Source organism: Octadecabacter antarcticus 307, assembly GCF_000155675.2.
GTDB lineage: Bacteria > Pseudomonadota > Alphaproteobacteria > Rhodobacterales > Rhodobacteraceae > Octadecabacter > Octadecabacter antarcticus.
Genome location: NC_020911.1, coordinates 4,330,220 through 4,347,485 on the forward strand (window position 1 = coordinate 4,330,220; position 17,266 = coordinate 4,347,485).

At 54.9% G+C, this 17,266-nt stretch carries 28 protein-coding genes and 1 pseudogene; 5 read left to right on the plus strand and 24 right to left on the minus strand.

The window, feature by feature from the left end:
• Nucleotides 1-381 precede the first annotated feature (381 nt).
• From OAN307_RS22085 to OAN307_RS22170, 19 genes are all read right to left on the minus strand, one after another.
• Nucleotides 382-1,026 carry an adenylate kinase gene (locus OAN307_RS22085; RefSeq protein ID WP_044044249.1) on the minus strand — a complete coding sequence of 215 codons (645 nt, stop codon included), beginning with the start codon at nt 1,024-1,026 and terminating at the stop codon, nt 382-384.
• Entirely contained in the window at nt 1,023-2,381 is a 1,359-nt protein-coding gene (gene secY / locus OAN307_RS22090; protein ID WP_245540927.1) for a preprotein translocase subunit SecY, read from the minus strand. The genes OAN307_RS22085 and secY overlap by 4 nt, the downstream gene beginning before the upstream one ends.
• Before the next feature lie 118 nt (nt 2,382-2,499).
• Nucleotides 2,500-2,970, minus strand: coding sequence for a 50S ribosomal protein L15 (gene rplO / locus OAN307_RS22095; protein WP_015501679.1), 471 nt, complete (start codon nt 2,968-2,970; stop codon nt 2,500-2,502).
• A gap of 160 nt (nt 2,971-3,130) precedes the next feature.
• Nucleotides 3,131-3,400 (minus strand): Flp family type IVb pilin, encoded by a 270-nt coding sequence (locus OAN307_RS22100; RefSeq protein ID WP_015501680.1) that lies wholly within the window; start codon nt 3,398-3,400, stop codon nt 3,131-3,133.
• Between the two features lie 120 nt (nt 3,401-3,520).
• A complete protein-coding gene (locus tag OAN307_RS22105; protein WP_015501681.1) occupies nt 3,521-4,732 on the minus strand; it encodes a threonine ammonia-lyase in 1,212 nt (403 codons plus the stop codon).
• A gap of 350 nt (nt 4,733-5,082) precedes the next feature.
• Nucleotides 5,083-5,271: a 50S ribosomal protein L30 gene (gene rpmD / locus OAN307_RS22110; protein ID WP_015501682.1), complete on the minus strand. Its 189-nt coding sequence runs from the start codon at nt 5,269-5,271 to the stop codon at nt 5,083-5,085.
• Nucleotides 5,272-5,274: 3 nt separating this feature from the next.
• Nucleotides 5,275-5,853, minus strand: a complete 579-nt coding sequence (gene rpsE / locus OAN307_RS22115; RefSeq protein WP_015501683.1) for a 30S ribosomal protein S5 — start codon at nt 5,851-5,853, stop codon at nt 5,275-5,277.
• Between the two features lie 133 nt (nt 5,854-5,986).
• Nucleotides 5,987-6,346 carry a 50S ribosomal protein L18 gene (rplR, locus tag OAN307_RS22120; protein WP_015501684.1) on the minus strand — a complete coding sequence of 120 codons (360 nt, stop codon included), beginning with the start codon at nt 6,344-6,346 and terminating at the stop codon, nt 5,987-5,989.
• An 11-nt stretch (nt 6,347-6,357) separates the two neighbouring features.
• Complete coding sequence (rplF, locus tag OAN307_RS22125; protein WP_015501685.1) at nt 6,358-6,888, minus strand: 50S ribosomal protein L6; 531 nt, start codon at nt 6,886-6,888, stop codon at nt 6,358-6,360.
• A gap of 10 nt (nt 6,889-6,898) precedes the next feature.
• Nucleotides 6,899-7,291, minus strand: coding sequence for a 30S ribosomal protein S8 (rpsH, locus tag OAN307_RS22130; RefSeq protein WP_015501686.1), 393 nt, complete (start codon nt 7,289-7,291; stop codon nt 6,899-6,901).
• A gap of 12 nt (nt 7,292-7,303) precedes the next feature.
• Nucleotides 7,304-7,609 (minus strand): 30S ribosomal protein S14, encoded by a 306-nt coding sequence (gene rpsN / locus OAN307_RS22135; protein WP_015501687.1) that lies wholly within the window; start codon nt 7,607-7,609, stop codon nt 7,304-7,306.
• A 14-nt stretch (nt 7,610-7,623) separates the two neighbouring features.
• Nucleotides 7,624-8,187, minus strand: a complete 564-nt coding sequence (gene rplE / locus OAN307_RS22140) for a 50S ribosomal protein L5 (protein ID WP_015501688.1) — start codon at nt 8,185-8,187, stop codon at nt 7,624-7,626.
• Nucleotides 8,187-8,492 carry a 50S ribosomal protein L24 gene (gene rplX, locus OAN307_RS22145; protein ID WP_015501689.1) on the minus strand — a complete coding sequence of 102 codons (306 nt, stop codon included), beginning with the start codon at nt 8,490-8,492 and terminating at the stop codon, nt 8,187-8,189. The genes rplE and rplX overlap by 1 nt, the downstream gene beginning before the upstream one ends.
• A 1-nt stretch (nt 8,493) precedes the next feature.
• Nucleotides 8,494-8,862, minus strand: a complete 369-nt coding sequence (gene rplN, locus OAN307_RS22150; protein ID WP_015501690.1) for a 50S ribosomal protein L14 — start codon at nt 8,860-8,862, stop codon at nt 8,494-8,496.
• 81 nt (nt 8,863-8,943) lie between these two features.
• Nucleotides 8,944-9,171 (minus strand): 30S ribosomal protein S17, encoded by a 228-nt coding sequence (gene rpsQ, locus OAN307_RS22155; protein WP_015496639.1) that lies wholly within the window; start codon nt 9,169-9,171, stop codon nt 8,944-8,946.
• Nucleotides 9,172-9,174: 3 nt separating this feature from the next.
• Nucleotides 9,175-9,408, minus strand: coding sequence for a 50S ribosomal protein L29 (gene rpmC, locus OAN307_RS22160; protein ID WP_015501691.1), 234 nt, complete (start codon nt 9,406-9,408; stop codon nt 9,175-9,177).
• Between the two features lie 119 nt (nt 9,409-9,527).
• The gene (locus OAN307_RS28565; protein ID WP_144055662.1) at nt 9,528-9,902 is read right to left on the minus strand and encodes a hypothetical protein; all 375 of its coding nucleotides are present in this window, start codon (nt 9,900-9,902) and stop codon (nt 9,528-9,530) included.
• 80 nt (nt 9,903-9,982) lie between these two features.
• Nucleotides 9,983-10,357 carry a type II toxin-antitoxin system death-on-curing family toxin gene (locus OAN307_RS22165; protein WP_015501692.1) on the minus strand — a complete coding sequence of 125 codons (375 nt, stop codon included), beginning with the start codon at nt 10,355-10,357 and terminating at the stop codon, nt 9,983-9,985.
• The gene (locus OAN307_RS22170) at nt 10,354-10,578 is read right to left on the minus strand and encodes an AbrB/MazE/SpoVT family DNA-binding domain-containing protein (protein ID WP_015501693.1); all 225 of its coding nucleotides are present in this window, start codon (nt 10,576-10,578) and stop codon (nt 10,354-10,356) included. The genes OAN307_RS22165 and OAN307_RS22170 overlap by 4 nt, the downstream gene beginning before the upstream one ends.
• 66 nt (nt 10,579-10,644) lie before the next feature.
• Here OAN307_RS22170 and OAN307_RS22175 point away from each other — a divergent pair, with 66 nt between their 5' ends.
• The 3 genes and pseudogenes from OAN307_RS22175 to OAN307_RS31545 all read left to right on the plus strand — a co-directional run.
• A complete protein-coding gene (locus tag OAN307_RS22175) occupies nt 10,645-11,253 on the plus strand; it encodes a 2OG-Fe(II) oxygenase family protein (RefSeq protein WP_015501694.1) in 609 nt (202 codons plus the stop codon).
• An 89-nt stretch (nt 11,254-11,342) separates the two neighbouring features.
• Nucleotides 11,343-12,053, plus strand: a complete 711-nt coding sequence (locus OAN307_RS22180) for a lysozyme family protein (protein WP_015501695.1) — start codon at nt 11,343-11,345, stop codon at nt 12,051-12,053.
• Between the two features lie 571 nt (nt 12,054-12,624).
• Nucleotides 12,625-12,870: pseudogene (locus tag OAN307_RS31545) on the plus strand (IS5/IS1182 family transposase); the annotation flags it as partial.
• 393 nt (nt 12,871-13,263) lie between these two features.
• Here the strand turns inward: OAN307_RS31545 and rplP are convergent.
• From rplP to rplB, 5 genes are read right to left on the minus strand one after another with little or no spacing between them, the layout of a single operon-like run.
• Nucleotides 13,264-13,677 (minus strand): 50S ribosomal protein L16, encoded by a 414-nt coding sequence (gene rplP / locus OAN307_RS22190; RefSeq protein WP_015501697.1) that lies wholly within the window; start codon nt 13,675-13,677, stop codon nt 13,264-13,266.
• A gap of 12 nt (nt 13,678-13,689) precedes the next feature.
• Complete coding sequence (gene rpsC / locus OAN307_RS22195; RefSeq protein ID WP_015496645.1) at nt 13,690-14,406, minus strand: 30S ribosomal protein S3; 717 nt, start codon at nt 14,404-14,406, stop codon at nt 13,690-13,692.
• Nucleotides 14,406-14,786, minus strand: a complete 381-nt coding sequence (rplV, locus tag OAN307_RS22200; protein WP_015501698.1) for a 50S ribosomal protein L22 — start codon at nt 14,784-14,786, stop codon at nt 14,406-14,408. Before rplV ends, rpsC begins: the two co-directional genes overlap by 1 nt.
• Before the next feature lie 3 nt (nt 14,787-14,789).
• Entirely contained in the window at nt 14,790-15,068 is a 279-nt protein-coding gene (gene rpsS / locus OAN307_RS22205) for a 30S ribosomal protein S19 (protein WP_015501699.1), read from the minus strand.
• 2 nt (nt 15,069-15,070) lie between these two features.
• The gene (rplB, locus tag OAN307_RS22210) at nt 15,071-15,913 is read right to left on the minus strand and encodes a 50S ribosomal protein L2 (RefSeq protein ID WP_015501700.1); all 843 of its coding nucleotides are present in this window, start codon (nt 15,911-15,913) and stop codon (nt 15,071-15,073) included.
• A gap of 267 nt (nt 15,914-16,180) precedes the next feature.
• Here rplB and OAN307_RS30495 point away from each other — a divergent pair, with 267 nt between their 5' ends.
• Entirely contained in the window at nt 16,181-16,828 is a 648-nt protein-coding gene (locus OAN307_RS30495; protein WP_245540848.1) for a helix-turn-helix domain-containing protein, read from the plus strand.
• Nucleotides 16,829-16,861: 33 nt separating this feature from the next.
• On the plus strand, nt 16,862-17,242 hold the full coding sequence (locus OAN307_RS30500) for a transposase (protein ID WP_245540847.1): 381 nt from the start codon (nt 16,862-16,864) through the stop codon (nt 17,240-17,242).
• Nucleotides 17,243-17,266: the final 24 nt, after the last annotated feature.

A 17,266-nucleotide genomic window follows, 5' to 3' on the forward strand; every position in this document is an offset into this window, starting at 1 on the left:
TCCTTTTCGTTGCGGGTCCGTCATTCCAGACCCTTTTTTCACAACGTAAGCCCGAAGCGTGCGCAGCTGGCCTAAGTCATATCAAGGTGTTCTGCGCATGGTGCGACCACGCGCGATACTCCCTCAGATTCGGTGAGGGAACGGCGCTGTTTAGAAGCGTTAAGGAAGTGCGTCAACCCCTGCTTGCAATGGCCTGCTCAACCGCAGGCGTGAGCCCGCGCAGCATCATCTTGGATATACCGAAGGGAACCGTCGTCCATGCAAAACTCTATTGGCATGTTTGGTTCACCAGCCAAAACACCAGCAAAGCCACCGACCGCCAGACCAATGATTGCTCCGAGGAAAATACCGCCAAAAGACGTAAATATGCGATTCAACGACTTAGCCAAGAACGCCAGCTATTTCAGCCGCAACAACGTCCATTGATCCAAGCCCGTTTACCGAAGAAAGCTGACCTTTGGCGTAATAGTAGCCAATCAGCGGTGATGTCTGCTTGTAATAGGCCAGCAGACGGGTCTTGAGGCTGTGTTCGTTATCGTCCGCGCGGCGCTGGAACTTGGAGGCCCCGCAATTCGTGCATTTCTCGTCCGCGGGGATCGGTTTGGTCGCGTCATTATAGACCTCACCACATTCGCCACAGGTCGAGCGTGCCGTGATGCGCGCAACGAGCGCCTCGTCGTCCACGGCCATTTCGACCACGTTCTGGAGATTTTGGCCCATCTCGGACATCAATTCAGCCAGCGCATCGGCTTGTGCCAAAGTGCGCGGGAAACCGTCAAAAATGAACCCACCGGTGTGTGACGTGTCTTCTAACTGTTCGCGGATCAGGCCGATGACGATCTCGTCCGTGACCAGATTACCCGCGTCCATAACTGCCGCAACCTTTTTGCCCATTGCCGTACCGGATGACCGTGCTGCCCGCAGCATGTCGCCCGTAGATAATTGCACCATATCGCGGCTATCGACTAATTTACGCGCTTGTGTACCTTTTCCAGCGCCGGGTGGTCCAAGAAGGATAATGTTCATTTGCGCGCAGGGCTCCGCTTTTTGCCGCCCCGCTTACCGCGCAGTTGGCTTTTCTCGATCAGACCCTCGTATTGATGGGCGAGTAGATGAGACTGGATTTGTTGGATGGTGTCCATCCCCACGCTAACAATAATCAGAACCGACGTGCCGCCAAAGTAGAACGGAATGGAAAACTGGCTACGCAGAATTTCAGGCAAAAGACACACGAGCGCCAGATAACCGGATCCCAAAACAAGAATGCGTGTCACGACATAATCAAGATATTCCTGCGTGCGCTTTCCGGGACGGATGCCAGGAACAAAGCCATTCTGATTTTTCAGGTTGTCAGCAACTTCGTCTGTCTTGAACGCAACTTCGCGGGTGTAGAAGAACGTGAAGAACACGATCATCGCCGTGAAGAACAACAGGTACAGCGGTTGGCCCGGGCCAAAATATGCAAGCAACGTGGACATCACAGGGCCCGCCGTTTCGCCACCCGAAAACGTCGACAGCGTCGTCGGGAGCAAAAGAAGCGCTGACGCAAAGATCGCCGGGATAACGCCAGCAGGGTTCACCTTGATAGGCAGGTGGCTTGACCCGCCATCAAAGACCTTCATGCCGACTTGACGGCGCGGGTACTGGATATGGATCTTGCGCAAGCTGCGTTCCATGAAGACCACAAATGCAAGGATCACTATGACCATGGCAAAGACGCCCAGCACCAGACCCCAGTTGTTGGTTTCCTGACCTTGGGCCAGAAATCCAGCAAGGGCTGCGGGAACTTCGGCGATGATACCAACGAAAATGATGAGCGAGATACCGTTACCGATGCCACGCGCGGTAATTTGTTCGCCCAACCACATCAGGAACATCGTTCCGCCGACAAGTGTAATGACGCAGGCAATTTTAAAATACAGACCCGGATCGGTGACAAGGCCACCGGCCTCAAGACCCGATGCCATGCCGTAGGCTTGGAACGTTGCCAGCACCACAGTGCCATAGCGTGTGTATTGGTTCAGCTTCTTGCGGCCAGCGTCACCCTCTTTCTTGAGGTTCTTGAGCGGCTCCCACATCGCGCCGAGCAGCTGCACGATAATGGACGCAGAAATATAAGGCATGATGCCCAAAGCAAAGATACCCATGCGCGCCAGAGCGCCACCAGTAAACATCGACAAAATCCCGCCGATACCTGCTGCGGCTTCGTCCATAAACGACCGCAATTGATCTGAATCGATGCCAGGAACGGGAATATATGTGCCGATGCGGTACACGACGAGAAGACCGAGCGTGAACAGGATGCGTTGGCGCAATTCTTTGGCTTGGCCAAAGGCGCTCCAGCTAGTGTTCGCGGCCATTTGCTCTGCTGCTGATGCCATTGGTAGGTGCCTATCTGTTAGCTTGGGTCTGTTATGCAAACGCCGCCAGCCGGTAGATCCGGTTAGCGGCGTCGGGTCTGTTAACGATGTAGGGGGCGCAGTCGCCCCTCACAAGGTATTATTCAGCAGCTGTCTTAGCTGTGACCGTCAGTTTACCGCCAGCCTTTGCGACCGCTTCGATTGCGCCCGCAGATGCACCAGTGACGTCGATCGTGACTGTGGAGGTGATCACGCCCTTTGCGAGAACGCGTATACCGTCAAGTTTGCGACGGATCAGGCCCGATGCGATCAGCGAGTCTTCGGTGATCGTTGTGTCCAGCTTCTTTTCGTCGATAAACTTCTGGATCAGACCAAGGTTCACAACCGAGAATTTTTTGCGGTTCGGCTTGGTAAAGCCGCGCTTTGGCAGACGTTGGTACAAAGGCATCTGACCGCCCTCGAAGCCCTTGATCGCCACACCGGAACGCGATTTCTGACCTTTGATACCGCGGCCACCCATTTTACCCATGCCGGAACCCGGACCACGGCCAACGCGCTTGCGTGGTTTTGTGGCACCTGGGTTGTCGTGAAGTTCGTTAAGTTTAACCATGTCGCTGTCTCCTTGCCGGAAGACCTGACCCAGCGACGGGAAAGGCACGCGGCGTTTGTTTGAATCAGTGGCGGATGTGGTGCCACTGGCGGCGTATAGGACATGGGTGGTGGGGTGGCAAGCGTGAACCTGTTCATCAAACAGGTCCCCACAGGACGGATCAGTGGTTTCCGTCAGAACACCACTGCGCCGCTTTTTCAAGTTGCTCGACGTAGCTGCGGTCGTTCCCGCCGCGGCCGCCCATCGTAAAGTGCGGGATGTCGAAATCCAGACAGTTTTCGACGTCATCACTGATATCGAGTGATCCCGCCGCGACCTGCGAAAGCACAGCGGCGCTGAGCCCGACCAAAGCAGCAGTAAGGACAACCCAATCGACTGTTGTTGCGCCATCTTCATCAGAACGGAATTTCAGAAGGAATTTGTGCAGCATTTTAAATGTCCCCATTAAGCAATATTTGGTAACGGGTATTTCTCTTAAAAGAGTGTCGAAATTAGGTCAATTTGGGGCCTTAGTCTGCCTCGTTCAAAAAAATGATGGGTGGTTGCAGTTTCATACCCCACTATCCGTCCGCACCCTGAACCCCTGCCCGCGCAGCGCCCCCACAATCGTCTTCACATGCCCCATATCCCGCGCCTCAATCACTACGTCCAACTCCGCCTGTTTCAGCGACACCGATTGCATCATGCGTTGGTGGATGACTTCGACGACGTTGGCGCCAGCCTCGCCGATGATGCGTGAAATGGTGGCGAGTTGGCCGGGGGTGTCGTCAATCTCGAATGTCAGGCGGGTGATGCGGCCATCGCGCACGAGGCCGCGTAGGATCAAGGTGGACAGCAGGCGGCTGTCGATGTTGCCGCCGCAGATCACCAGCCCAACTTTCTTGCCGCGATACGCTGCGAGGTTATTTTTGATCACGGCGAGCCCTGCCCCCGGCGCACCTTCGGCAACGAGTTTTTCTGCTGACAGCAGGTCAAACACCGCATCCTCGATCTCTGCCTCGGTTGCAATATCGATGCGGGTGACATGTTGTTTGATGATCTCGACGTTGGCCGGCGCAGGCGCTTTGACGGCGATGCCTTCAGCAAGCGTCGCGCCCGCGAAATGCGTTTCGGTCCCGTCGAACTGGGCCTTAACCGCATCAAAGATCGCGGCCTGTGCGCCAATGATCTGCACGTCCGGCTTGACGGATGTGGCAGCCACAGCCATGCCCGCGATCAAGCCACCACCACCAACGGGCACGACGATAACATCAAGGTCGGGCAGGTCTTCGAGCATTTCAAATGCGACAGTGCCCTGCCCCGCCGCAACGATCGGATCATCAAAGGGATGAATGAATGTCAGCCCGTAACGCGCCGCCAGATCGAGGGTAAATTGGACGCTGTCATCAAAGCCGACCCCATGCTGGATCACCGTTGCGCCAAAATCTTCGGTGCGTTTGACCTTATTGAAGGGCGTGCCTTCGGGCATGACGATTGTGGACGCGATGCCGAGGCGGGTGGCGTGGTAGGCGACGCCTTGGGCGTGATTGCCAGCGCTACAGGCGATGACGCCCGCCTGTTTTTGGGTGTCAGTGAGCGTCAATAATTTGGCCAGTGCGCCGCGGGCCTTGAACGCATTTGTATGCTGCAGGTTTTCGAGCTTTAGATGCAGGTCAATACCCAGCTGCAGCGACAACCGCGCCGCTTGAATCGTGGGCGTGCGGATTGTGGCGTCGCGGATCGCGGCGTAGGTTTGATGGATTAGGGTGGGGGTCAGCGTCACGGGCGCATCCTTTCGTGGGCAATCCGTGGGACTGTCCGTCGACGTGCAACCTGTTGTCAACGCATGTCACGCGCGCCGCTGATCAGGATGCCAAGACCGAGAAAGGATGTGATCGGATTGATGCAGAACGTGACTGGCCTGACCAAAGATATTGCTGTCCGGTGCCCCGACGATTGAGGTGTCCTTTTCCGGGTACTCCAAGCGGGACTGGAAATGGCACATATTCGGAAGAATTTAGATGTGGCATGGTGGAGGCGCCGCTGTCTTAGATCAATCTGAGACATCTCCAACAACAAAAAACGCCCCACTCGTGAGAGCAGGGCGTTCAATTCCGGAAATCGAACGGGCTTCTAGCCCTTTTCTTCGATGATCTCCACCATGTGAGAGATCTTGTTGACCATGCCACGAACAGAAGGTGTGTCTTCCAACTCGCGGGTTTTGTGCATCTTGTTCAGACCCAGACCGATCAGCGTTTGCTTTTGGTCTTTTGGGCGACGGATCGGCGAACCGATCTGTTTTACGACGATTGTTTTAGCCATGGCTTAGGCCTCCTCAGCTTCAGCTGCGACATCGGCTGCTGGCGCATCGTCGCGCTTTGGCAGAATATCAGCAACTTTTTTACCGCGACGTTGGGCGACGGAACGAGGCGATGCCTCCTTCTTGAGGCCGTCCATGGTGGCGCGGATCATGTTGTATGGGTTGGACGAGCCAATGGATTTCGCAACGATGTCCTGGATTCCGAGCATTTCGAACACGGCACGCATTGGACCACCAGCGATGATACCGGAACCTTGTGGTGCGGAACGCATCACAACTTTACCGGCGCCGTGGCGACCTTCCATGTCGTGGTGCAGCGTGCGACCTTCGCGCAGCTGAACGCGGATCATCTGGCGTTTGGCTTGCTCGGTTGCTTTGCGGATCGCCTCAGGGACTTCCTTGGCTTTACCTTTTCCGAACCCGACGCGGCCTTTTTGATCGCCTACAACCACGAGAGCTGCGAAGCCGAAACGCTTACCACCCTTAACAGTCTTGGACACACGGTTGATCGCAACAAGGCGATCTTGGAATTCTGGGTTTTCGTCACGACGGTTACCGCCGCGTTGATTTTGATCACGAGCCATGTGGCCCTCCTAGATTTGGGTGGCGCATTGGCGCGCCGTTTATGTCGATCGTAGTGACTTGCGTCCTAGATCATCGGAGGGGCCACATCGCGGCCCCCCGCATATTTCGTAGGGTGGGTGAAACCCACCGCTTTTAGATTTTCAAGCCACCTTCACGTGCAGCTTCGGCCAAGGCCTTCACTTTGCCGTGGAACAAGAAACCGCCACGGTCGAAGTAGGCTTCGGACACGCCGGCCTTCTTTGCACGTTCTGCGATTGCTGCGCCAACTTTGGCCGCTGCTTCGACGTTGTTCTGACCAACAACGCCCAGATCCTTCTCGAGAGAAGACGCTGACGCAAGTGTTACGCCGTTCACATCGTCGATCAACTGCACGCTGATGTTCTTGTTGGAGCGGTGAACGGACAGACGCGGGCGTCCTGCGTTCACTTTGCGAAGCTTGTTCCGAACGCGCATACGGCGTTTGATGAACAACTGTCGTTTTGTGTTTGCCATCTGTTCGGTCCTTACCTTTTGCCTTCTTTGCGGAAGACGTATTCGCCCGCATACCGGATGCCTTTGCCCTTATAGGGCTCGGGCTTGCGCCATTCGCGGATGTTTGCCGCTACCTGACCGACCTGTTGTTCGTCGATACCTTCGACGACAATCTGGGTCAGCTTGGGTGCCGTAACTGTGACACCATCAGGGACGATGAAATCCACATCGTGGCTGTAGCCTAGGTTCAGTTTCAAAACGTTGCCTTGGATCTGAGCGCGGTAACCAACGCCCTGAATCTCAAGCTCTTTTTTGAAGCCTTCGGTGACGCCCTTCACGAGGTTCTGAATCCGCGTACGCGACATACCCCACTGCTGACGTGCGCGCTTGGACTTGCCACGCGGCACGACTGACACAGACCCGTCTTCAACGGACAACGTCACGTCGTCTGTCGCTTTGAAGCTCCGGGTCCCCTTGGGGCCTTTTACTTCGATAGATTGGCCGGATACCAAGGCAGTTACGCCATCAGGAAGACCAACCGGTTTTTTACCAATACGAGACATCTTGCGCTCCTTAGAATACGGTGCAAAGCACTTCGCCGCCAACATTGGCCGCCCGTGCTGACGCGTCCGACATCACACCCCGTGGGGTGGAGACAATCGACACGCCGAGGCCCTGACGGACCGTTGGAATGTCATTGACGCCCATGTAAACGCGACGACCGGGAGTAGAAACCCGTTTCACTTCGCGAATGACAGGAGTGCCTTCGTAATATTTTAGGCTAATGTCGAAAGCCGGATGGCCGTCGGCACCAGTCGTGGCTTCGTAGCCGCGAATGTAGCCTTCGTCTGCCAGCACATCGAGTACCCAGCCGCGCAGTTTAGACGCAGGTGTTGCCACCATGGACTTACCACGCATTTGGCCGTTCCGGATGCGTGTCAGCATATCTGCGATAGGATCGTTCATACTATGTGCTCCTTACCAGCTAGACTTGACCATACCGGGAATTTCGCCATTGGAACCAAGGTTCCGCAGGGCGATCCGGCTGATCTTAAGCTTACGGTAGTACGCGTGTGGGCGACCTGTAAGCTGGCAACGGTTATGCAAGCGGACCGGCGCAGAGTTGCGCGGCAGCTTGGCAAGTTTCAGACGAGCGGTAAAACGCTCGGCTTGGGTCTTGCTGTCATCGAGTGCGATTGCTTTGAGTTCGGCGCGCTTGGCTGCGTACTTTTTAACGAGCTTTTCACGCTTAACTTCGCGGGCGATCATGGATTTTTTAGCCATATTATCTGTCCCCTTTAGCTGTTGAACGGCATGTTGAAATGCTTCAACAGCGATTTTGCTTCTGCATCGTTGTCTGCAGTTGTGCAGATGACGATATCCATGCCCCAATTCACATCAACTTTGTCGAAGTTGATTTCGGGGAAGACGATATGTTCCTTGAGGCCCATGGCGTAGTTGCCACCACCATCGAACGATTTTCCGGGTACGCCGCGAAAGTCACGGATACGGGGCATTGCGATCGTGGTCAGACGGTCAATGAATTCATACATGCGATTGCCACGAAGTGTGACTTTCGCGCCAAGCGGCATGTCTTCACGAACACGGAAACCAGCGATTGATTTCTTTGCTTTAGTGATGACGGCCAGCTGGCCTGCAATTGCGGACAAGTCATCTTGCGCCGATTTGGCTTTCTTGGTGTCGTTCACGGCTTCGGATCCGCAACCAATGTTCAAGACGATTTTTTCCAGACGGGGCGTCTGCATCGCGTTCTTGTATGAAAACTCTTCCATCATGGCAGCACGAATGCTGTCATTATACATGGCCTTCAGACGCGGGGTGTATGTTGTAGCATCAAGCATCAGATTACATCCCCTGTTGTCTTGGCGAAGCGCACTTTCTTATCGCCGTCCATTTTGAAACCGACGCGCGTTGCTTTGCCGTTCGCATCCACAACCGCGAGGTTGGAAAGCTGGATCGGCATCGCCTTGGGTGTGCGACCACCCTGCGTTGTCTGGCTTTGTTTGACGTGGCGGATGGCGACATTGACGCCATCAACGATTGCTTTGCCGGACTTGGGGTCAACAGACGAAATTTCGCCTGTCATGCCTTTGTCTTTGCCGGCCAGCACGATGACATTGTCACCTTTACGGAGCTTAGCAGCCATTTTAGAGCACCTCCGGAGCGAGCGAGATGATCTTCATGAAGTTCTTCGCGCGAAGCTCACGAACCACTGGCCCGAAGATACGGGTGCCAACAGGCTCGTTTGCGTTGTTGAGGATGACAGCCGCGTTGGTGTCAAACTTGATTGCAGTGCCGTCATCGCGACGAACCTGCTTTTTGGTGCGAACGACGACGGCCTTGCGGACGTCACCCTTCTTAACACGGCCACGTGGAATGGCCTCTTTTACCGATACGACGATAATATCGCCGACCGATGCGTACCGACGGTGTGAACCGCCGAGAACCTTAATGCACTGAACACGGCGAGCGCCGCTGTTGTCAGCCACTTCAAGGTTGGTCTGCATCTGGATCATTTAGATTACTCCCGACCTATAGGGTAAATCCCGATTACTGACCGGGCCCCTAGGGTTTCGTTAAACTGGAAAAGTGCTCGCTTACGCGATCACTTCCCAGCGCTTGGTTTTAGACCGTGGCGCACATTCTTGGATGCGAACTTGGGCACCGACTTGGATTGTGTTGGCTTCATCGTGGGCCCGGTATTTTTTGGACTTACGAATGGTCTTTTTCAGGACTGGGTGCGTAAAGCGGCGCTCTACAGACACAGTGACGGTTTGTTCGTTCTGGTTGCTTGTGACAACGCCGGTCAGGATACGCTTGGGCATCTATTAAGCCTCCGCTTTATCGTTAGCGGACTTTTCGTCCGACGCAGCCGCAGCTGCCATTTCGTTCAGGATGGTTTTCACACGCGCAGCAGAGCGTTTGACAACGCGCATACGGGCTGTGTTTTCCATTGTGCCAGTCGCCTGCTGAAAACGCAGGTTGAAGGCTTCTTTCTTGAGGTTGGACAACTCTTCACGGAGTTGATCCGGCGTTTTACCGCGCAGTTCAGTTGCATCCATTGGACTATTCCTTTGTCAACATCACCGGAGGGCCGCAAAAGCGTGACCCGATTCCCGATGGAGTGGGTAGAAGTGGGGTCTATAGGGGAGGTGTGTGGGTGTGGCAAGGGGTGTGTTTCCTAGCTCGGCACACATCTCCCAAAATGTTGTGCTGCGACGATTTCTCCAAAGATAACTGAGTTGCGGGAATGGACTGCAAGTCCTCGTCCTGTGACAGTTGTCGACTGAACGATACCGCTAGCTGGTTTTTCCAGGAAACTGAAAGCTGAGTCACCTACATGAACATCTACATCCACCAGACCGAGATTGCCCTCCATGAACGCTCGTCCTGTTATCGTGTCGATGCCGAAAACCAAGAGCATTCGTTCCGCAGTTCGTCTTTCTTCATCAATCCTATATTCGAATTGGCAGTCCCAACTGCGGACCTTCGCATTAGCTGGTGCAATGCCAATTACTGTACAGATTGATGCAATTACGACAGGTAAATTTTTCAAACACTGGTCCTTTCAATTTGGTCAGGTGTTTTGGACCTAACTTTTTAGTTCGAAAGATTTTGTCACACCGTCTCAGGGATTCAGGAGGGACGCACCCACTCCGCAAACTCTTCTTCACTCACCACATCCCTTGCCAAGTCTTCCATCATGCGCACGCCGTCAATGGGATCAGGTCGAAACGTATAACCGTTCAACCGCAAAAACGTGAACGCCGTCACGAACGCCGTGCGTTTGTTGCCATCCACAAACGCATGTGCTTTGGCGATGCCGTATGCATAGGCGCCGGTGAGGGTGGGCAGGTCTGTTTCCCCGTATTCGAATTTATTGACGGGTCTTGCGCAGGCGGCTTCGAGCAGGCCGCGATCTCGCATACCCGCTGCCCCGCCATGCCGCGCGATTTGTCGGTCGTGGATTATGATTGTGACGGGGAGCGGGACCCAGATGGGTGCGGTCATGCCAAAGCTTGAAGGGTGTCGCGGTTTTCGTCCATGACGATTTCGGCGGCGGCGAGGGCTTCGGCAATCGCAGGGTCCTGCGCCATGATCCGTAGGCTGCCGTCATCGCCGCGCACCACAAACAGGCTGTCACCCTCTTTGGCGTCCAGAAGCGTCAGCATTTCGGTCGTGAGGGTCATAACTGCTGAGTTGCCGACCTTGCGGATACGTGTTTCGATCATAGCGTTGCCTTTCGTATATTCATCTGTATACACGACTTACGTTATTTCGCAAGTTAGGACCTATCTGTGACCACCATCCGCTCCCTCTTCGCAACCCGCCTCTACCAAGCCACGCTTGGCCCCATTGACGCCGATGAGCTTCGTGCGTCGTGTTATTCCGTCGCCGAGGATGATGACGCCGGAAACGATTGGTGTGAGGCGAATGATTTCCCCGGCTACACATCCTATGCGTCGCTCACTGATCTGCCGTGGCGGTTTCCGATCTTTGAGGATGTGGTCAAAGCGCTCGATAAGCATGTCGCAGAATTTGCGGTGGATTTGGAGTTCGATCTGGACGGCCGCAAGTTGGTGATGGAAGACATCTGGATCAACATCCTGCCTGAGGGCGGTATCCACACGTCCCACATTCACCCACATTCGGTGATTTCCGGCACGACCTACGTGAAGATGCCCGAAGGCGCGTCTGCGCTGAAACTCGAAGACCCGCGCAGCCAGATGATGATGGCCGCCCCTGCCCGCAAACCCGATGCGCGCGAGGAGATGAAGCAGTTCGTTTATGTCCGCCCAGTCGTCGGGGATGTGCTGATGTGGGAAAGCTGGCTGCGCCATGAGGTGCCGATGAACATGTCCGAGGACGACCGCATTTCCGTGAGTTTCAATTACCGCTGGGAATAAGCCACGGTAAGGATTTAGAGACCTTTTAGGAACCAAACCTAAACCTCTTGCTGCCAAAAGCGTCACAATCTCAGAAGGGGTGCGACGCGATGGTGCGAATTTTATGGCCGGCTTTGGTATTAACGGTTGGCGCGGGGATGGCCCGTGCTGAATTAAACTCCCTATTCCCCCGCGCGGATGCATCGCCAGAAACCGCAACACGGGCGAGCCTGTTTGCGCCAGACGCACGAATGGGGTTCTTTGCCCCACTGCCTGACCGCATTGCGCCGACCAGCGTCGCGCCAATCATCGTCGCACCGATCATCGGGACAGGTACCGCTGCCGTGGATCGACTGCTGAGCCTGATCGCGCGCGCCGAAGCGGGGTCGGCTGGCTATGACGCCGTGCAACACGGCGCCCGCGTGCGCCCCGTTCGTTTGCCGACCCAGATGACATTGGGCGAAATCTATCAGTGGATCGACGACACCCCTGGTCAGCCGCATGCGATTGGGCGGTATCAGTTTATTCCCCCGACGCTGCGGCGCGTGGCAAATGTGCGTGGGTTCGGGCCTGACACGCCATTTACGGCAGGGGTGCAGGACGCCTTGGCATTGGTATTATTGGAAGACGCGGGGCTATCGCAGTTTAAAGCCAGTGCGCTGGGGCGGCGGCAATTCATGCACAACCTCGCACGGATATGGGCGGGGCTGCCGTTGCCCAACGGTCGGTCGTATTACGAAGGCTACGCAGGGAATTCGGCGACTATGTCATGGGTCGCGTTTAGCGGCGGGATGGAGAGGATTTGGCCAGTTGGTGGATAGGCCGGTTTCTTTGACAACTGGTTGAATGCTTGGCGTGCCGCACGAAGCCGCCCCACCCGCATAGAAAACCAAGCAGGGGGATCTATGAAACTATTTGCAGCACCCGTTTCGAAAAATTGGCCATGAGGTATATATACCTTCCTCTCAGCCACATTTGTTCAAGGACGTTACCAGCAAACCCAATGAAAGGTGGTTCCCAAAGAGATCATAGCTTCTCTTTAAATCAGCCTTATTGAGCCAATTGCCCGAGCGCGAAACCAATTATCTAATCCCAAGTTCCCACTTTCAAAATGCGAAATAATGTGAGTCCCGTACTCAGTTGGTAATCCCCCGAAAAATGGTTGTGTTGAAAACTAGAATTTTCGCAGCAAGGTATGCCAAGGAGATTCAATGTGAAGGGCACCTCTAAAAATTGCCCTGCCCTTGGCCCTGGTATATGATTGGGAAGTAGACCGGCCAAGAGAGTGTGGTGATTTCCGACGACCAGATTGAGTATCAGGTTCGCGATAGGCTATCCTTCATGTATGTCTGGCAGGCGATTGCAAAGCAATCTGCCGAGACGGGTCACCCTAATTGGCAGGGATACATCGCCCGCGGCGGTCAGATCCTTGACGCTTCCATCGTGCCGGTTCCGCGCAACGAGAACGTAGCGATCAAGACGGGCAAGGTGCCTGAGGATTGGGCAGGTAAGCCCGCGAAATGAGTGCAGAAGGACATGGCCGCGCGCTGGACTAAAAAGCACGGCAAGAGCCACTACGGCTACAAAAACCATGTGAATGTGGACCGAAAGCACAAGCTGGTGCGGCGCTATTACGTCAGCCCCTCTCGGGACATTGCTGCGCAATGCCCTGCCGGTTGATAGGCAAGCCGCCGACCAAGCAGGCTGAGGGTAGCAACCGGACCAAGTCCGCCGTGCGGGTTCGGGATGAAGAACTTCGCTTAGTGGACCGCCGGAATATGGGCATCGGCGGCTTCACACCCGCAAAGAAACTGTACCAGCACCAAATGGCTGCGTAATTCTAGGTTGAAACACCTCCATAAGTGGGGGGATTGCTCACTATAAAATGCAATTTTGTCAAACTCGGCCGCGTTGGATAGTCACAATGGGCGGTGGCCTCGACAGGTGGACGCTCAGCAAAAAAATACCCCCGCCGATTTCTCGGCGGGGGTATTACTTTCAATAATGTGGTGGGCAATTTGCCCGCCTACATTACCAGTCCTCGCGAACAATAGTTCGTGTCTTGACGGGAAGTTTCATAGCGGCAAGGCGCAGGGCCTCACGCGCGATATCTTCGTTCACGCCGTCGATTTCAAACATGATGCGGCCGGGTTTAACCTTACAGGCCCAATAATCCACGGAACCTTTACCCTTACCCATACGAACTTCGGTGGGCTTGGACGTCACAGGTACGTCCGGGAAAATACGGATCCAGACACGGCCCTGACGTTTCATGTGGCGTGTCATCGCGCGGCGTGCTGCCTCGATCTGACGTGCAGTCACACGCTCCGGCTGAGTCGCTTTAAGGCCATAAGTACCGAATGTCAGGTCAGAGCCGCCTTTGGCTTCTCCCTTAATGCGGCCTTTATGTTGCTTGCGGAATTTAGTGCGTTTTGGCTGAAGCATTGATCAATCCCCCTAGCGATCACGGCCACCAGGACGTGCGCCGCGCGGGGGCGGGCCATCCTGTAGCTCTTGCAGCTTACGATCATGTGCAGACGGGTCGTGCTCCATGATTTCACCTTTGAAGATCCAAGTCTTGATCCCGATGATACCATAGGCAGTCTGCGCTTCCACATGCGCGTAATCGATGTCGGCACGAAGTGTATGCAAAGGCACGCGGCCCTCACGATACCATTCGGTCCGCGCGATCTCGGCGCCGCCAAGACGGCCCGCGAGGTTCACACGAATACCAAGGGCACCCATACGCATTGCGTTCTGCACGGCACGCTTCATAGCGCGGCGAAAGGACACACGGCGCTCAAGCTGCTGCGATATACTCTCACCGACAAGTTGGGCATCAAGCTCGGGCTTGCGGACCTCAAGGATATTGAGGTGCAGTTCGCTGGCGGTCAATGCTGCAAGCTTCTTGCGGAGAGTCTCGATGTCCGCGCCCTTCTTGCCAATGATGACGCCAGGGCGTGCAGTGTGAATGGTCACGCGGCACTTCTTGTGCGGACGTTCGATGATGACACGGCTAATACCAGCCTGCGCGCATTCTTTCTTGATGAAGGCCTTGATCTTAAGGTCTTCGAGAAGAAGATTACCGTAGTCTTTGGTATCTGCGTACCAGCGGCTGTCCCAGGTCCGGTTGACCTGAAGACGCATGCCGATCGGGTTTACTTTATTACCCATTATGCTTGCTCCTCAACTTGGCGCACTAGGATTGTCAGCTCAGAGAACGGCTTGACGATTTTACCGAAGCGGCCACGGGCACGTGGACGTCCGCGTTTCATCGTCAAGTTTTTACCCACGTAGGCTTCGGCGATGACCAATTCATCAACGTCGAGGTTGTGGTTGTTTTCTGCATTCGCAATTGCTGACTGAAGACATTTCTTCACATCTGCTGCGATCCGCTTTTTGGAGAATGTTAAGTCCGTGAGGGCCTTGTCCACCTTTTTGCCGCGGATCATTTGTGCGACGAGGTTCAGTTTCTGCGGCGATGTCCGAAGCATGCGCAGTTTTGCCCGCGCTTCGTTGTCAGCCACGCGGCGGGGATTTTTATCCTTGCTCATGGCTTATTTCCGCTTCGCTTTTTTATCAGCCGAGTGGCCATAATAGGTACGGGTCGGGCTGTATTCGCCAAACTTCTGACCGATCATGTCTTCGGTGATGTTCACTGGGATGTGCTTGCGGCCATTGTAGACGCCAAACGTCAAGCCAACAAACTGTGGCAGGATCGTTGAGCGACGGGACCAGATTTTGATTACGTCATTGCGGCCAGATTCCTTGGCAACTTCGGCTTTCTTAAGCACGTAGCTGTCAACGAACGGACCTTTCCATACGGAACGAGCCATTCTTAACGACCCTTCTTTTTGGCGTGCCGTGACCGGACAATAAGCCGGTTGGACGCTTTGTTCTTGTTGCGGGTTTTTGCACCCTTCGTGGGCTTACCCCATGGCGTCACTGGGTGACGACCACCAGACGTACGACCTTCACCACCACCATGCGGGTGGTCGACAGGGTTCATTACGACACCACGGACCGACGGACGCTTACCATAATGGCGCATACGACCGGCTTTACCCATGTTCTGGTTGGAGTTGTCAGGGTTGGACACGGCACCTACGGTGGCCATGCATTCCTGACGCACGAGGCGAAGTTCACCCGAGCTCAGACGGATCTGCGCGTAACCGCCATCCCGACCAACGAACTGAGCATATGTTCCAGCGGCGCGCGCAATTTGCCCGCCTTTGCCTGGCTTCATCTCAATGTTGTGGATGATGGTACCGATGGGCATACCGGAAAACGGCATCGCGTTGCCCGGCTTGATGTCTGCCTTGGCAGACGCGATGACCTTGTCACCAATCGCAAGACGCTGCGGTGCGATGATATAGGTCTGTTCGCCATCAGTATATTGAACCAGCGCGATAAACGCGGTGCGGTTCGGGTCATATTCAATACGCACTACGACAGCTTGAATGTCGAGTTTGTTGCGCCTGAAATCTACGATGCGGTAAAGGCGTTTTGCCCCACCACCACGACGACGTGATGTGATCCGTCCGGTGTTGTTCCGTCCGCCCGATTTGCTAATACCCTCAGTGAGGGCCTTAACTGGGCGGCCTTTCCAAAGCTCCGAACGGTCAATCAGCACCAACCCACGTTGGCCAGGCGTCGTCGGTTTATACGACTTGAGTGCCATGTTTGCTACTTCCGTTTGCTTGGCGGACCGCTCGCGCGGCCCTGATGTTATAGGCCCCCGTAGGTGCCCGACTTAGTTGTCGATAAAGACAAAAAACATAGCCCCAGACGAATCTGGGGCTGTGTTGATGAGGTCGTTTAGGGGGGATGGGGGGGCGGGTCAATAGCTCCATCAATTGCATACAACTTGAACACTAACTATACTGCGCGTCATTGAGGACCCGAAGAACTTGTTGATGTTTGCACGGGAATAGATTCTTCTTCGCCTATGATCCGTCCCAACTTTCTTTCCTGCGAAGACCGCCGCGAGCTTTTGAGCTGTGTAAAACGCCAACGCGAGGATCATGGCGTTGCGCGCCGCGCGAATGCGCTTTTGCTACTGGATGACGGGAAGTCCTGTGTCGAGATTGCGCAGGTGCTTTACCTTGATGACGACACGGTGCGTGGCTGGCACAAACAATATCTGTCCGAGGGCTGGGATGCGGTAGCATATGACGGTTGGAAAGGCGGGCAATCGCGGCTGTCTGTCGCGCAGGAAGCCGCTCTTTGCGTTTGGCTTGAGGAACATTTCTGCCGATCTACAGTGGAAATCCGCACCTATGTCGCGGCGCAGTTCGATCTGGAATATTCTCATTCAGGCTATGTTAAGCTTTTAGCGCGACTAGGCTTTGAATATCGCAAGCCCAAGGCGCTGCCGCGCGTGGCCGATGTAGCCAAACAGGCCGAATTCATCGCAATGTATGAAAACATGCTGAATTCTCTGGCCGATGATGAGGCGGTTTACTTTGCAGATGCCGTGCACCCAGAATATCAAAGCAAGCCTGCCTTTGGTTGGGTGAAGAAGGGCACAAACCCCACGCTCAAAACGACTTCAGGCCGGGCGCGCGTCAACATTCACGGCGCGTTGAACCTTTAAACCTTCGATACCCCTTTCGTAGCGCCGATCACAGTGGACGGCGTGAGTGCCGTGCAATTGCTGGCCAAAATCGAGGCACGCAACCAAGATAAACGCATCATCCACGTGATCTGGGACAACGCCGCCTACCACAAAGGGCCTGATGTGAGGGGCTTCCTGGCGCGCAAAAACTGCCGCATCCACTTGATCCAGCTGCCGCCCTATTGCCCGCACCTAAATCCGATTGAAAGGCTTTGGGCCGTGATGCACCAGCACGTCACCCACAACCGCGCATATCCCACACAGAAGCAATTTACCGGAGCCATATTGAAGTTCTTCCGAGAAACCATCCCAGAACAATGGCGCGACTTCCGAAATCAGGTCACTGATAATTTCCGCATCATATCACTCCAAAAACTTCGGGTTTTAGAGTGAAGTGAGTATAACGCATTCCGTTAG

Excerpts from the sequence above, each read along its gene's own strand:
- OAN307_RS30495 (WP_245540848.1), top strand. The coding sequence starts at position 16,181 with ATGATCCGTCCCAACTTTCTTTCCTGCGAAGACCGCCGCGAGCTTTTG.
- rpmD (WP_015501682.1), bottom strand. The coding sequence starts at position 5,271 with ATGGCTAAAACAATCGTCGTAAAACAGATCGGTTCGCCGATCCGTCGC.
- rplV (WP_015501698.1), bottom strand. The coding sequence starts at position 14,786 with ATGAGCAAGGATAAAAATCCCCGCCGCGTGGCTGACAACGAAGCGCGG.
- secY (WP_245540927.1), bottom strand. The coding sequence starts at position 2,381 with ATGGCATCAGCAGCAGAGCAAATGGCCGCGAACACTAGCTGGAGCGCC.
- OAN307_RS22180 (WP_015501695.1), top strand. The coding sequence starts at position 11,343 with ATGGTGCGAATTTTATGGCCGGCTTTGGTATTAACGGTTGGCGCGGGG.
- rplR (WP_015501684.1), bottom strand. The coding sequence starts at position 6,346 with ATGGCAAACACAAAACGACAGTTGTTCATCAAACGCCGTATGCGCGTT.
- rplF (WP_015501685.1), bottom strand. The coding sequence starts at position 6,888 with ATGTCTCGTATTGGTAAAAAACCGGTTGGTCTTCCTGATGGCGTAACT.
- rplO (WP_015501679.1), bottom strand. The coding sequence starts at position 2,970 with ATGGTTAAACTTAACGAACTTCACGACAACCCAGGTGCCACAAAACCA.
- rplX (WP_015501689.1), bottom strand. The coding sequence starts at position 8,492 with ATGGCTGCTAAGCTCCGTAAAGGTGACAATGTCATCGTGCTGGCCGGC.
- rpsS (WP_015501699.1), bottom strand. The coding sequence starts at position 15,068 with ATGGCTCGTTCCGTATGGAAAGGTCCGTTCGTTGACAGCTACGTGCTT.
- rplN (WP_015501690.1), bottom strand. The coding sequence starts at position 8,862 with ATGATCCAGATGCAGACCAACCTTGAAGTGGCTGACAACAGCGGCGCT.
- rpsQ (WP_015496639.1), bottom strand. The coding sequence starts at position 9,171 with ATGCCCAAGCGTATCCTGACCGGCGTTGTCACAAGCAACCAGAACGAA.
- OAN307_RS22085 (WP_044044249.1), bottom strand. The coding sequence starts at position 1,026 with ATGAACATTATCCTTCTTGGACCACCCGGCGCTGGAAAAGGTACACAA.
- rpsC (WP_015496645.1), bottom strand. The coding sequence starts at position 14,406 with ATGGGTAATAAAGTAAACCCGATCGGCATGCGTCTTCAGGTCAACCGG.
- rpsE (WP_015501683.1), bottom strand. The coding sequence starts at position 5,853 with ATGGCTCGTGATCAAAATCAACGCGGCGGTAACCGTCGTGACGAAAAC.
- OAN307_RS22100 (WP_015501680.1), bottom strand. The coding sequence starts at position 3,400 with ATGCTGCACAAATTCCTTCTGAAATTCCGTTCTGATGAAGATGGCGCA.
- rplP (WP_015501697.1), bottom strand. The coding sequence starts at position 13,677 with ATGCTTCAGCCAAAACGCACTAAATTCCGCAAGCAACATAAAGGCCGC.
- rpsN (WP_015501687.1), bottom strand. The coding sequence starts at position 7,609 with ATGGCTAAAAAATCCATGATCGCCCGCGAAGTTAAGCGTGAAAAGCTC.
- rplE (WP_015501688.1), bottom strand. The coding sequence starts at position 8,187 with ATGCTTGATGCTACAACATACACCCCGCGTCTGAAGGCCATGTATAAT.
- rpmC (WP_015501691.1), bottom strand. The coding sequence starts at position 9,408 with ATGGATGCAACTGAACTGCGCGGTAAAACGCCGGATCAACTCCGTGAA.
- OAN307_RS22165 (WP_015501692.1), bottom strand. The coding sequence starts at position 10,357 with ATGACCGCACCCATCTGGGTCCCGCTCCCCGTCACAATCATAATCCAC.
- rplB (WP_015501700.1), bottom strand. The coding sequence starts at position 15,913 with ATGGCACTCAAGTCGTATAAACCGACGACGCCTGGCCAACGTGGGTTG.
- rpsH (WP_015501686.1), bottom strand. The coding sequence starts at position 7,291 with ATGAACGATCCTATCGCAGATATGCTGACACGCATCCGGAACGGCCAA.
- OAN307_RS22170 (WP_015501693.1), bottom strand. The coding sequence starts at position 10,578 with ATGATCGAAACACGTATCCGCAAGGTCGGCAACTCAGCAGTTATGACC.